Annotated in this window: 12 protein-coding genes and 1 other annotated feature; of the genes, 8 read left to right on the top strand and 4 right to left on the bottom strand. The window is 37.8% G+C overall.

Features of this window, described 5'->3' with window-relative positions; genetic code table 11:
- Positions 1-50 precede the first annotated feature (50 nt).
- Positions 51-1270, top strand: a protein-coding gene (locus ND6B_RS11015; RefSeq protein ID WP_089368775.1) for an IS3 family transposase whose coding sequence is annotated in 2 segments (ribosomal slippage) — positions 51-330 and positions 330-1270 — 1221 coding nt in all. Because the reading frame shifts where the segments join, the coding sequence is not laid out codon by codon here.
- Positions 329-445: a sequence feature (AL1L pseudoknot), on the top strand. It overlaps the preceding gene by 117 nt.
- 687 nt (positions 1271-1957) lie before the next feature.
- On the opposite strand, the gene ND6B_RS11020 is transcribed toward ND6B_RS11015, so the two are convergent.
- From ND6B_RS11020 to ND6B_RS11035, 4 genes are all read right to left on the bottom strand, one after another.
- Positions 1958-3280, bottom strand: coding sequence for an O-antigen ligase family protein (locus tag ND6B_RS11020; RefSeq protein ID WP_033103300.1), 1323 nt, complete (start codon positions 3278-3280; stop codon positions 1958-1960).
- Positions 3281-3344: 64 nt separating this feature from the next.
- The gene (locus ND6B_RS11025; RefSeq protein ID WP_033103299.1) at positions 3345-3890 is read right to left on the bottom strand and encodes a hypothetical protein; all 546 of its coding nucleotides are present in this window, start codon (positions 3888-3890) and stop codon (positions 3345-3347) included.
- Between the two features lie 21 nt (positions 3891-3911).
- Positions 3912-5918 carry a bifunctional diguanylate cyclase/phosphodiesterase gene (locus tag ND6B_RS11030; protein WP_033103298.1) on the bottom strand — a complete coding sequence of 669 codons (2007 nt, stop codon included), beginning with the start codon at positions 5916-5918 and terminating at the stop codon, positions 3912-3914.
- The gene (locus ND6B_RS11035; RefSeq protein WP_033103306.1) at positions 5902-6600 is read right to left on the bottom strand and encodes a transglutaminase-like cysteine peptidase; all 699 of its coding nucleotides are present in this window, start codon (positions 6598-6600) and stop codon (positions 5902-5904) included. The genes ND6B_RS11030 and ND6B_RS11035 overlap by 17 nt, the downstream gene beginning before the upstream one ends.
- Before the next feature lie 257 nt (positions 6601-6857).
- Between ND6B_RS11035 and galU the strand changes: the two genes are divergently transcribed.
- Genes galU through ND6B_RS11065 form a run of 7 tightly spaced genes read left to right on the top strand, consistent with a single transcriptional unit; the run spans position 6858 to position 14108 of the window.
- A complete protein-coding gene (gene galU, locus ND6B_RS11040) occupies positions 6858-7751 on the top strand; it encodes a UTP--glucose-1-phosphate uridylyltransferase GalU (RefSeq protein ID WP_033103297.1) in 894 nt (297 codons plus the stop codon).
- A 9-nt stretch (positions 7752-7760) separates the two neighbouring features.
- Positions 7761-9104 carry a UDP-glucose dehydrogenase family protein gene (locus ND6B_RS11045; protein WP_033103296.1) on the top strand — a complete coding sequence of 448 codons (1344 nt, stop codon included), beginning with the start codon at positions 7761-7763 and terminating at the stop codon, positions 9102-9104.
- Between the two features lies 1 nt (position 9105).
- Positions 9106-10023, top strand: coding sequence for a glycosyltransferase (locus ND6B_RS0119175; protein ID WP_051686712.1), 918 nt, complete (start codon positions 9106-9108; stop codon positions 10021-10023).
- 20 nt (positions 10024-10043) lie between these two features.
- Positions 10044-11273: an O-antigen ligase family protein gene (locus ND6B_RS11050; protein WP_033103295.1), complete on the top strand. Its 1230-nt coding sequence runs from the start codon at positions 10044-10046 to the stop codon at positions 11271-11273.
- Positions 11270-12232 (top strand): NAD-dependent epimerase/dehydratase family protein, encoded by a 963-nt coding sequence (locus tag ND6B_RS11055; RefSeq protein ID WP_033103294.1) that lies wholly within the window; start codon positions 11270-11272, stop codon positions 12230-12232. Before ND6B_RS11050 ends, ND6B_RS11055 begins: the two co-directional genes overlap by 4 nt.
- Positions 12229-13212 carry a glycosyltransferase family 2 protein gene (locus tag ND6B_RS11060; RefSeq protein WP_033103293.1) on the top strand — a complete coding sequence of 328 codons (984 nt, stop codon included), beginning with the start codon at positions 12229-12231 and terminating at the stop codon, positions 13210-13212. Before ND6B_RS11055 ends, ND6B_RS11060 begins: the two co-directional genes overlap by 4 nt.
- The gene (locus ND6B_RS11065) at positions 13209-14108 is read left to right on the top strand and encodes a glycosyltransferase (protein WP_033103292.1); all 900 of its coding nucleotides are present in this window, start codon (positions 13209-13211) and stop codon (positions 14106-14108) included. The genes ND6B_RS11060 and ND6B_RS11065 overlap by 4 nt, the downstream gene beginning before the upstream one ends.
- Positions 14109-14137 lie beyond the last annotated feature (29 nt).

The raw sequence follows: 14137 nt of genomic DNA, 5'->3' as shown, positions 1-14137 counted from the left end.
TGAATCGCCCCGTGTTTGCCAGAGACTCAATAACTTGAGAAACTGGAACTATGAAAAAATCAAATCGCTATACATCAGAATTTCGTGAACGTGCAATTAGGCTTGTTACCACACAACAGCATGAATACCCTTCTCTTTGGGCTGCGCTAGTATCGATTTCAGATAAACTGGGATGTACCCCAGAAACACTTAGAGCATGGGTCAAGAAATCTCAAGCTCAACCGTCTAAACCCTCTTCTAATACGCAATCAACTGAAGAACGCCTTGCCGTCTTAGAGCGCGAGAATAAAGAGCTCAAGCGAACGAATGATATCCTGAGGCAAGCTGCCGCTTTTTTCGCCCAAGCGGAGCTCGACCGCAAACAGAAGTAATAGTGGATTTTATTGATGCTTGCAGAGAGCATTACGGTGTCGAGTCAATTTGCAAGGAATTGCCGATTGCACCATCAACGTATTATTCTCATAAACAGATACAAAGAGAGCCTGAGCGACTGTCTAACCGCAAAAAGCGTGATGCTGAGCTGATAATACTCATTCGCGAAGTGTGGGAGGATAATATGTCAGTTTATGGTGCAAGAAAAATATGGAAGCAGCTACAGCTTGACGACCATCAAGTCGCCCGCTGTACAGTCGAACGATTGATGCGAGTTATGGGAATTCAAGGTGTTCGTCGGGGTAAAGCACATAAGACAACGATACCTGACGAGCAACAAGATAAGCCACTTGATTTAGTTAATCGTCAATTTACTGCTGAGCAGCCAAATCAACTTTGGGTAGCTGACATCACCTATGTTGCCACATGGAGTGGGTTTGTTTATGTCGCTTTCGTGATAGATGTTTTTTCACGATACATTGTAGGTTGGCGTGTATCAACGACAATGCACACAGAGCTTATTCTTGATGCGTTAGAGCAAGCTATTTGGCATCGTGGCAACCCCGAAGGGTTAATTCACCACAGCGACAGAGGCAGCCAATATTTGTCTATACGATACACTGAGCGACTTGCTGAAGCTGGAATTCAAGCGTCTGTAGGCAGTGTGGGTGACTCTTATGACAATGCATTGGCTGAAACAATAAATGGATTATTTAAAACAGAGATTATTCGCAGAAATGGCCCGTGGAAGAATGTTGATGCTGTTGAATACGCAACGTTAGAGTGGGTCAATTGGTTTAATAATCAACGCTTATTATCTTCAATTGGGTATATTTCACCAGCTCAATATGAAACAGACTACTATGATAATTTAAACGAGTCAGGTAAAGTGGCCTGACTTAAACAAACTGGTCTCCGATGAACTCGGGGCGATTCATAACATTAGTATTTAGTCACTTTCTCTTTTTTCTCCTATCCTCTGTGGTAAATAAATCACTAAAATATTTTTTGAACAAAGAGAAGGGAATGAGAAACAAATGAGAGGGTCAAGCCGGTTCTAGGTTGATATTATTGCTGACTTGTAGCAGCGACTTCATGTCGCGGCATTTTTTAATGTCGTTAGCGACGAGCTTCGAGTTGCGGGCTAAATAACTAAAAGCGCAGCATCTCTTAGCCCTCTTTGCGCATCATTCACTTAGGCCTAATTGAACTGAGAGAAGAGAATGAGAAGTAAATGAGAAAATAAAGCCACTAACCCAAGTGATTAATTGTTTTGTTACTGCCTCTAAAAGCGAAGCGTCTCTTAACCCTCTTTGTGAATAATTTTCTTAAAGATCTTATTGCACTGAGAGAAGAGAATGAGGAGTAAATGAGAAGATAAAACAAGTGTTAGGGATTAGGCCCGTAACCCGACCCTCGCAGCCCGATAACTTTCGACTTTAACCTCTAAAAGCGCAGCGTCTCTTAGCCCTCTTTGCATACTTTTCTTAAAAATCTAATTGAACTAAGAGAAGGGAATGAGGAGTAAATGAGAAGACAGAACAGGTGTTAGGGATTAGGCTCGTAAGCCGCTCCCCGCAGCCCGTTAACTTTCACTACGCCGTTTTTTAATCCGCTTTGGTGCCGGTAACTTATTGGTTAATAAAGCTAAACATAACACCACGATAAACAATATAGAATTAGCCCCCGCCTGCAGCGAATAATCAACCGACGAATGCAGCATCATTGCCACAATAGCTGTAGCACAACCAAACGCCACACCCTGATAAAGGGCCGTTTTGCGCGTTCGCATAGTATTAATACATAACCATAAACAATAAACCACTAACAGCCCCAAAAACGCCGTTGCAGGAATACCCAGCTCAACTGCAAATTGCACATAATCGTTATGCGCATTGTCGTAGTAGCCAGAGTAGGGCTCAGACTGATATGCAGGAAACGCAGTGTAAAAAGTACCGCCGCCCGAGCCTAATAACGGGTTATCTAAAATCAGCGGGATTGAGTCGCGTACAACTTCATCGCGAGTTTCCGATTGTAAACTGGTTTCGCTAATACGTTGTTTTACCTTTTCTACATCGAAAATGGCACCAATGATGATTAAATCGATAATGAAAAAGCTCACAATCAGCAATTTAAATGCTTTAGGCTTTTGCTTATAAACAAACAGCGCCAGTAAGCTCACTATAATTAAGGCGATAAAAAAAGCCGAATTACCCATGCGACTACGGGTTAAAATAAGCGCCACAATTATAATAATTAGCGATATACGCAAAATTATTTTAGAGCTTAATATAATCTCAGCCCAAGCACGTAAGGTTTGTTTTAAAGTAGGCTTGTAGCCGTTGTTAGTGCGTTTTAGTTCGCTAATTAAAACACCAATGCCTAAGCATAAGCACAGCGCTAAATAGTTAGCTAAAAAGTTAGAATAGGTAAAAGTACCAATCGCTCTGTCGGTGTGTTTGTAGCCAAATAAAGGGCTAACAATATCGGGCGACAAGTTTAAGTAACTAGCATACAAAGCCTGAAAAACACCGGCGCAAATGACGGCGTAAATTAATTTTTTAATACGATTTACATTATTACAGTAATTAAATATTAACCAGCTCAACATTATTAAAAAACTGGTTTTTAATAACATTTGTTTTGTTTGAAAAGCATCAACACTTACGCCAAATAACTGAACCGCGCACACCAAAGCAACAATGCCTAAGGCAGTAAATAACGGCCAAGTATATCGAGGAGGTAAGAGTGCTTGTTGGTTATTTAAAACACTGTTTGCCAAGTGAGTAATAAAGGTAAAGCTAGTTAAAATACCAATAGCTAAAATTGCCCAAGGCCTGTAACTACCTAAAGGAAGAGGGAGTAAAAATAAGATCAGGCAAATAAGAAAAAATATAAAACGATTCAAAATAAACTCAAAAAAAGTAAAAACGCAGCCAATTGGCTGCGTTTGAATATACTAATAGTAAAAACTAGTTACCGACTTCAGATATACCGTTATCACCGCCTGTACCACCAGAACCTGGAGGTGTTGGTAATGTTGGTAAGCTGCCTACTGGCGGAGCAGGCTGGCCAGTACCCGGGCCTGCAGCCGTTGCTTCAGAAGCGGTTGTTGCATCAACACCTGCGGTAATTGCTGCTAGGGTAATTGCATCAGTATCTAAACCAGCATCCGAAAGAGCAGCTAAAAAGTCAGAAATTAATGGATTGTCTGCACCAAAACGTGCCACAACAGCAGCAACCATTGCATCTATATCAGCAGCACCACACGCACCATTAAGTAGTTTTTCGTCTAGCTTAATTTTTTCTTTATTTTTACAAATACGTTTTATTGCTTCTACTAAATCTTCGCGTAATTGCTCTGGCGTAGTATCTGCTGTTACGTTATTAAGAATATCAATAATGCTATTTATGCTCACTTCTTGAACCACAGCATTATTATCCGTTTGTGCATAGGTTGGCAAAGCAGTTAGAGCAGACGCACTAGCTACTAAGCCAGCTAAAATTAATTTTTTCATTTCTCGTCCCTTGGTTGAGTACTAATTGCAAAATTTTAGCGCATCGGTGCAAAAAGTAAACTCTTTATTTACGCCATTTTCATTAGATTTAATAATTTTTGATGGTGGCAGTATTAAATTACCTTGTACCCCATCACATCCTAAGTATTCGAGAATTTCTAAAGTCTCGGTTTTTTCAATTAAACAGGCTAAAACCTTAATACCAAAACCATGACAAATATTATTAACTGTTTGAATATAAAATTGGCTTTGTGGGTTAGTTACTAAATCTTGAATATAACTACCATCAATTTTTACATACTCAATATCAAGACCTTGTAAATACCTAAACGACGTTAAGCTAGTACCAAAGTGTTCAATACACACATTAATACCCAGCTCTTTAATTGCATCTATATGTAAAGACGCAACATGCACGTTATAAAGCAAACCAATTTCATGTAGTTCAAACACTAAGTTTGTTTTAATTACCGGTTTAGTGTGCGAGTAAAGGGTAAGCCATTGTATAAAGTCGGCTGAATACAATGATGCTTTACTAATATTCAACGCAAACACATCATTAGGGTAGTGCTCTTTTACATCTACAAAGCTACGTATAATTTTTTTATCGAGTTCTTCGGTTAAATTTAACTTTTCAGCCATCGCAAATAAGTGACCATTATTTACCTTTTCGCCTTCATGAATAAAGTGTGCAAATACCTCAAAGTAACACTGAGAATCAGTTTTATTAGCTTGTTTAACAGGTTGCACCGAAAAACTCACTTCGCCAGCATTTATAATCGACTTAATTAAGGTACGCCATTGGTTAACACTAAATAATGACTCTTTATCGTTTTTATCAAACGTAGTGTCTTCACCTATAGTGCAACCAGTATCAAGTAGCGATAACACTTCACCTAAAATCGCTCCTTGCTCAACACCAACAATCGCTAAATTAGCGTAACCGTTTATATGTAAGCTGTTTTCTTTTTGACTTAAATTATCAATTAGGTCTAAGCGGGCTTTATTTAAAAATAAAACGTCATATGGGGCCAGTAATACAAACGTACCCCCATTAAGCCTAAATATAGTTGAATTTGGTAGCTCATCGGCAACATGCTTAAGTATTTTAGCAGCATCAAGCACATGCTGATCACCATCTTGGTAGCTTACCACTTGGTTAATATTATTTAACGAGGGTAGGGTAAGCATCATCGCAGTAATTGGCGTATCGTCAGTAATATTATTTACAACAGAATTAAAGTGGTTTTCAAACGACTTACGGTTACCCAACCCCGTTAACGAATCTATGTATACTTCTTCAGTAAGCGCTTGTGTTTGTTTGGTCAGCGAATCAAACGTACTTTGTAAGTTTATAACCATGTTATTTATGGCTTGGGTTACTGTGCGAAGCTCCCGTGCTACTGGTATTTCTTTATTTAAGGTAAAGCGTTTTCGAGTAACTAAAGTGGCTTGGTCTTCTACTGCTTTTAACGGCTTAAATACTGCGCGTAAAATTAAAAATGCAATAGCCAGCGATGCTGCTAATAGCAAAAATGAGCTATATAAGCTGCGGAGTGTGTGTTGCCACAATGTAAGGTAAGATTGCCCAGTATGGCTGGTTACATCAAGTGTGCCTGCCATCATCCAACCATTGTTTATTTCAGAATGCATAGTTGGTGCACTTAGTTCAACAGCACCTATAAACCAGCTAGGAACTGATTCAACGCGCTTAGGGTTTTGTAATTCAAAAACGATGTTGTTTTGCACGTCAGTAAATTTAATTTGGCTGTAATAACCAGAGTCAAAAATAGCGGTTGCCATGGTTTGGGCAATCATTAGGCTGTCGTCTTCTAAATAAGGTGATATCGAAAGCCCTAAACTGGTAGCCGTGTCTTGTGCGTGGCTGGCCATTTGCGTTTGTAAGTAATTACGGGTTGTGTCAACGTCGGTAATAACACGTACACAAAATGAAATAACCGAAATTAAAATGATCAAGCCATATACTTGGGTTTTTAAACTCAATCCATGTTTAAAGAGTCGAGACATAACTACTAGTTCCTTTGTTGTTACCATTAGCGGGCGCAAGCTCACCTTGTTCAATTCGTTCTAGCATGGTGTTCCAAGCAGAAACCCCACGGCTATTCTTAACCTTATTACCTAACCCTTTCGATTTGGCTAACCATAAACCTTGGCCATTAAAGCTATAGATAGGTTTTAAATCGCCCCGATTGCTTGCAGGCACTAATTTTGTATTAAAATTGTCGAGCACCAGCGGTATTTGGTTTGGTTGTTCAAAGTATATAAGCACCATGTGAGGTTGATTAACCGTACGCTGGCGTACATACATAAAGCGTATTTTATCTTCTGGGATACCTAAAGCGATTAAAGTAAAATATTTAGCAATAACATAATCTTCACAGTCACCCATGCCCACACCTAAGCTTTCTAGTGGAGTGGCCCAGTAATCTTTTTTCTGCCAAAGTTCGTCATCGGTTTTGTACTTTATATGCTTATTAAAAAAATCATTAACTAAATGAATTTTTTGCCATTCGCTCTTATCGGCGGAGTCATCTATAAAACTAAGCCACGTTTTTATTCGTTGGTGGCCTGCATCGCCGTAAAACTGTTTGGCACGGCTTATTATATCGCTATTTCGCAGATGCAAAAGCATGTCTTGTGCACAAGCAAAAAAAGACACTAATATAATTATGCAAATTCCAACGCGCACAAATCCCATCCCTAAAATGTTAACAAAGCTATTATATTCCCATTGAAAGTAAATTGATAGATTACAAAAAAAGCAAAAATAAATCATTAACAAAAAATTAACCTAAAACAATCAAAAAGGCTGCTTTTTATATTGAGCGATTGTTTGTGTTGTGTATAATACCCGCCCATACAGTTTGTAATGTTTAAAACTCGCTATTCGCAGCGGCATTTATAAATAACTACGTTATAACAAAAGTAACTATAAAAGGAATTGAAGTGAAAGTATTAAAAGCAGTCTTGCCTGTTGCAGGCTTGGGTACCCGTATGTTACCAGCTACCAAAGCAACGCCAAAGGAAATGCTTCCACTAGTCGACAAACCTCTCATTCAATACGTTGTAAACGAAGCAGTAAAAGCCGGTATTAAAGAAATTATACTGGTTACCCATGCTTCTAAAAACGCAATAGAAAATCATTTTGATACTAGCTTTGAACTAGAAGCCACTCTAGAGGCGCGTGTAAAACGTAGTCTGCTAGAAGAAGTTCGTTCAATAATCCCAAGAGATGTAAGCATTATATCGGTTCGTCAATCGGCGCCGTTAGGCCTAGGCCACGCAATACTTGAAACTCGCCCAATCATTGGCAGTAACCCTTTTGCTATTTTATTGCCCGATGTAATTATTGATCAATATAAGTCAAACCTAAAGGTTGATAACCTAGCGCAAATGATCGCCCAATTTGAACGCACCCAGCATAATCAAATTATGGTTGAGCCTGTCCCACAGGACGAAGTTCACAACTATGGCGTGGTTGATTTAGCAGGTAAAAAAATCCAGCCTGGTGAAAATGCAGCCATTACCAACATGGTTGAAAAACCAAATAATGACGAAGCGCCAAGCAATTTAGCAATAACAGGGCGTTATGTTGTTTCGCCTGCTATTTGGGACTTGCTCGAATATACTCCTCCCGGTGCTGGCGGCGAAATACAATTAACAGATGCATTACTACAGTTACGTCATCTTGAAACAATTGAAGCGTACCACCTAAAAGGTAAGTCACACGACTGCGGTTCAAAACTAGGCTATATGCTTGCAAATGTAGAATATGCAATGCAGTCAAGCACAATGGGTGAAGAGTTTACTAAACGTGCTAAAGCACTACTAGGGTCTTAAAGGTTTAAAATGAAAGTTACATTTTATGGAATTGGTTATGTAGGCCTTGTACAAGCGGCTGTGCTGGCAGATGCAGGACACGATGTATGCTGTGTTGACATAGATGAAACTCGCATAGAAAATCTAAAAAAAGGCATCATTCCTATCTATGAGCCAGGTTTAACACCGTTAGTTGAAAAAAACTTCGCGGAAGGGCGTTTAACTTTTACAACAGATGCTCAATTTGGTGTTGAATTTGGTGAACTGCAGTTTATTGCAGTAGGTACTCCGCCAGACGAAGACGGCTCTGCAGATCTAAAATACGTATTAAAAGTAGCAGAAACCATTGCTACATATATGGAAAGTCCAAAATTAATTATCGACAAGTCAACCGTACCTGTTGGCACTGCAGATAAAGTTAAAGCGACAATACAATCTGTACTTGATAGCCGTAAAAGTGATTTAACCTTTTCAGTGGTATCAAATCCTGAGTTTTTAAAAGAAGGGGCTGCAGTTAATGATTGTAAACGCCCTGATCGCATAATTATTGGTACAGATTCAGCTGATGCAGAAGAACAAATGCGCGAACTATATGCGCCATTTAATCGAAATCACGAAAAAATTATTGTAATGGATATTAAAAGTGCCGAGCTTACCAAATATGCTGCTAACTGCATGCTTGCCACTAAGATCAGCTTTATGAACGAAATGGCGAATATCGCTGAACACGTGGGTGCTAACATTGAACATGTACGCCACGGTATTGGTTCAGACCCGCGTATTGGCTACCAGTTTATTTACCCAGGTTGTGGCTACGGTGGCTCATGCTTCCCAAAAGATGTACAAGCACTTGTACGAACAGCCGGTAACATCGGTTACGAATCAAAAATTTTAAAAGCGGTCGAAGCCGTAAACTATGCTCAAAAAAATAAGTTGTTTGAATATATAAGCAAACATTATGGTACTACAGAGGATGGACTTGATTTAAGTGGTAAAACGTTTGCTTTATGGGGTTTAAGCTTTAAGCCTAATACGGATGATATGCGAGATGCGCCAAGTCGTGTCCTCATGGAACAGCTTTGGAAAGCGGGTGCTAAAGTACAAGCATACGATCCTGAAGCGATGAATGAAACTCAGCGTATCTATGGAACGCGTTCAGATTTAAGCTTAATGGGGACTAAAGAATCTGCGCTAAACGGTGCTGATGCCCTCGTTATTTGTACTGAATGGCAAAACTTCAAAGCACCTGATTTTTCTTTAATTAAACAGCAGCTTAGTGAAGCTGTTATTTTTGATGGTCGAAATTTATTTGAACCTGAAAGATTAGCAAAAAAATCATTCCGTTATTATTCAATTGGCAGGTGCAGTGTATAACATGAAAATATGTTTATCTATTTTGACAACGGGAACCAGACCAGAAACATTATCATTTTGTTTGAATTCAATCACTAAATTAAGATTACCTGTAGTTGATAAGTTTAGTGTATTAATTGTAGAGAATAATGCTTTACCTAATGAAGGCGTTGTCTCATTAATAAATAGTTTATCTGAAACATCAGATATTGAATTTACACATGTTTTAGAGCCTAAAAAAGGCATTCCATATGGCAGAAATGCTGGGCTTAAATTTGCAATTGATAACAACTATTCTCACTTGGCTTTTGTTGATGACGACGCTGAGATTGATATTGAGTGGCTTTATGAGTTAGTAACGAGACTTAAGAACGACGATGTTCAAGCTGTTACTGGGCCACAAAAACCTATATTTCCAAAAAATACAAAACCTGTATTCAAAAATGCGACTGTTTACAAAGAACGCAATTTTGATGACGGTAAATTGTGCAAATGGGCAGCAACAAACAACGTATTATTTGATGTAAAGTTTGCCAATGAAAATGGAATCTGGTTCAGCGAAGATATGAAAACCGGTGGAAGTGATAAAGAGTTTTTTTCTCGTTACTCAAAAGCAGGGGCCAAGATCTGCTGGGTCAAAAATGCGATTGTTAATGAATATGTAGAAAATGAACGTATCAACTTCTCTTGGGCTATAAAAAGAACATTTAGGTTTGGTGGTACAGGTTACAGAATAGAGCAATCAAATAAAGGGAAATCACTTGCTTTAGCTTTTTGTTTCTTGAAAGGGGCTATTTATATTTTAAAAGGCTTTTTAGGGTGTTTACTTTTGCCGCTCAAGAAAAACAAAAGTTGGTTGGATGGCCCTTGTGATATTGCCCATGGGGTTGCTTTCTTTACCAGTGTTTTTACTGGTGGAAAACTTAAAAAATACACATGAAAAAACAGTGACAACTTACAATGCTAAAAATTAATAAGCAATTTGTGGAAAGTGCTCTGCTATTTATGTGTTTTACAGGTCTGTTATTTAATACGCTGTTTGGCGCTATAGCGGCATTATGTTTTTTAATCAGTGGCGTGCTGTTTTGTATACTTTACGAAAATAAATTATTAGACCTGCTTATTAATAATAAGCTGCTTTTAGCAATACCATTACTAGCTATGGTATCTAGCGCTTGGTCAGATATCCCACTTACAACATTACGAGGTGGTATTCAGTTATTGCTGACTACAGTATTTGCAATGATAATCGCAGCTGCTGTTCGTTTTGATTCGTTCATTAAAATTGCAGGGTTCTGTTTTTTTGTAACAATGTTTTTATGCTTCGTATCTGACAGGTATGCCTTAAATGGTATGACAGGAGAGCGTAGTTTAATAGGTATATTTGATAGTAAAAACTTTTTATCAATGAATGCAGCTTTAAGTGTTTTAGTTGGGTTTGCTATTTACAAAAACAAAAGCTTTCAACGTACGATTAATATTTTTGGGGCAGTACTAGTCGTTTTGTCATTTTTAGTTCTGCTCAAAGCTAATAGCTTAGGTTCCATAGTAACAACCATCTTAGTGATGCTATTGGCTTTTTTATATATTTATTATCAGAGGATTAAATTGTCTTTGTTTGTAAGAGGTCAATTTAACTGGCTTATAGTTGTAAGCTTTTTAATTTTGGTTGCAACTTTAATTTTAATTGGGAATAGCAATACATTTGATAATGTAATGTACGATCTGGGTAAAGATCCAACATTAACAGGGCGTACATTTATTTGGTCACGAGGGATAGAAAGCATCACTGAAAACCCAATTTTAGGATTAGGTTACCAAAGTGCTTTTTATGTAGGTAATCCTCTAGCAGAAGAAATTTGGGAATTTGCTCATGTCCCTTCAGGTGCTGGGTTTAACTTCCATAATATGTATATCGATATAACGGTAGAAATGGGGCTACTAGGTGGTTTTATTTTTATTTTGTTACTTGGTAAGTTTATTCGGTTATTAGCGAACAACAAAAAATTAGAATTTGGTAGTAAAGAAGGGTTTGCTTTTATGGTGTTCTTGTATATGTTTTTGCAGACCTTTTTGGAAGCTGGTTGGTTTTCACAATTTACAATTTCACATTTTTTAATATGTGCTGCATGGGTTTATTTAAAACAAACAACTGAATTAAAGTCTATAAAATTAAGGTGGAATGTATGAGTGGCGTTATAGTATTTGGTGGTTCTGGCTTTATTGGCTCACATCTTATTAATAAATTAGTTGAGAGCAATATATCGCCAATAATTTCAGTCGATATAAAATCACCAAAAGTAAATGTTGAAGGTGTTACTTATATAACTGCAGATGTGAGGGATTTAAGTGCATTTTCACTGAATGGTAAAAGTATCAGTACCATTTATAATTTTGCAGCTATACATACAACCCCTGGCCATGAACATCATGAATATTATGAAACTAACATTTTAGGGGCGAATGAGGTAACTAAGTTTGCCGAAAATAATGATATAAATGAAATGATTTTCACTAGTTCTATATCAGTATATGGAGCTGGCGAGAGCAGAAAAACTGAGGCATCAACACCAACACCAGTGTCGTCTTATGGTTACTCTAAAATGATGGCAGAGCAAATTCATAAAGCATGGCATGAGCGTAATAAAAGCTCAAAACTGATCATTGTTAGGCCTGCAGTTGTGTTTGGTCCGGGTGAAGGAGGCAACTTTACCCGCCTTGCTAGCTTGTTAGATAAAGGTTTTTTTATATATCCTGGCAGAAAAGATACTATAAAATCATGTATTTATGTTGATGATTTACTTTATGCAATAGAACACGCCCGAAATAAAAACACTCACTTTGTTTTATTTAATGGTGCGTATACTACTCGCTATACCTTAGAAAACATTGTAAATGCTTTTCAAGATCAGCACTTTCCAAATGTAAAAACCATGCTATTTCCGAAAGGTGTAATGTTGGCAGGTGCTTCATTATTAAAAGCAGTGAACTTTCTAGATATCGGTATTCACCCTGAGCGAATTTTAAAACTAATAAACTCGACTGATGTATACCCCCAGTGGCTCGAAGATGAAGGCTTGTTATTTGACAATGGCCTTGAAAATGCACTTGCTAAATGGGCGCATGAAACTAATGGGAGCTTTAAGTGAGTGAATTAAATTTATTAGTGGTAATACCTTGCTTAAACGAAGAAGCACACATAGCGAAATTGTTGCAGCAACTCACTAACGAATCTCCAAAGCTCATTGTTGTTGCTGATGGTGGAAGCAGTGATAACACAATAGCTATTGTTAATAGCTATTGTAAAAATTATCCAAATATAAAATTAATCAATAACCCGAAAAAAATTCAAAGTGCTGGAATTAATTTAGCTGTAGAAAAATTTGGCAACGGCTTTACTTATTTTGCAAGAGTAGATGCACATGGGGAATATCCGTCAAAATTTTTAAAAACACTCAATGAAGAAGTGTTAGCAGTCAAGGCAGATTCTGTCGTGATAAGCATGGATACAGTCGGAATAAATGGTTTTCAAAAGGCTGCTGCCTGTGCACAAAACTCTAAGTTAGGTAATGGTGGGTCTGCTCATCGCAATGATAGTAATGAGGGTAAGTGGGTTATTCACGGGCACCATGCGCTAATGAACATTGAAGCATTTAAGAAAGTAGGTGGCTATGATGAGGCATTCATTGCAAACGAAGATGCAGAGCTTGATTTTAGGCTAACTGCTGCAGGGTATAGAATTTGGTTAACTGGGAAAACGAATATGAAATATTTCCCACGGGATTCTTTTAATCGCCTTTTTGTTCAATATTATCGTTATGGTGTAGGGCGTGCGAGTAATGCTTTAAAGCACAAACAAATCCCCAAAATACGACAGTTAATACCCTTATCAGTATTTCCATGCTTGTTAATTTTTTTACTTGCGCCAATTAGCTGGGTATTTACTATTCCCTTTATTGGCTGGCTAAGCGTGTGTTTAGCTTATGGAACGTTGCTCGCTTTAAAGAGCCGCTCATTAACTAATCTTCTATCAGGATTTATTGCAGCTACTATGCATTTTGGTTGGTCAATTGGGTTTTGCAAAAAATTGATTACCAACTCACTTTCTTTAGTTACGGGTAAGTCATGATGGTTGAAATTACAATTGCTATTTGTACATATAAGCGAGCTGAAATACAGCAAACGTTAGCCTCAATAGCAAATCAGGTATTACCTGAGGATATGCAAGTAAGAGTAGTTGTTGCTGACAATGATGTTGAGCCTACTATGCGTCAACTCATCGAAGAAACAGCTAAAAGTTTAGGTATTACGCTTACATACATCCATGCACCATCTCGAAATATATCCATTGCGAGAAATGCGTGTTTGATCAATTGTGAAACTCAGTGGCTAGTTTTTATTGATGACGATGAAACAGCCTCAAATACGTGGCTATCTGAATTATATAAAACTGCATTAAATGAAAATGCCGATGTTGTTTTAGGCCCAGTAGTATCGGTTTACCCAAGCAACGCACCAAATTGGATAGTTAAATGTGATTTCCATTCAACTAAACCTGTATTTGTTAATGGCGTAATTGAAACAGGGTACACAGGAAACACATTGTTGAAATTAAGCTCTCAATATTTTGAAAACGAAATGTTTAATCTGTCGCTTGGTAAAAGTGGTGGCGAAGATACAGATTATCTATCAAGAGCTTTCAAAAAAGGGGCAAAATTAGCTTTTGCTGAGAACGCCATAGTTCATGAGCCTGTTCCAAGTGAGCGAGCAACTTTGAACTGGTTGATAAAACGTAAGTTTAGGGTAGGTCAAACTTATGCACTTACTCTATTTAACGCGACTAGTAGTAAGTTTTTTATTACTCAACTTATGTTTAAAGCATTCTCAAAGTTTACATTTTGCTTAATTATGATGATGTTATTTTGCTTACACCCTGTTAAACGATACAACTGGTTGCTCAGAGGATGTTTACATTTTGGGGTGGTAACTAAGCTGTTTGGTGTGAAAAATATTGAGTTGTATTAATCTATTATGTTTATAAATTTCCGTTTTTT

The organism is Pseudoalteromonas sp. ND6B, assembly GCF_000764215.1.
Lineage (GTDB): Bacteria > Pseudomonadota > Gammaproteobacteria > Enterobacterales > Alteromonadaceae > Pseudoalteromonas > Pseudoalteromonas tetraodonis.
This window is presented reverse-complemented; position numbering and strand designations above follow the sequence as displayed.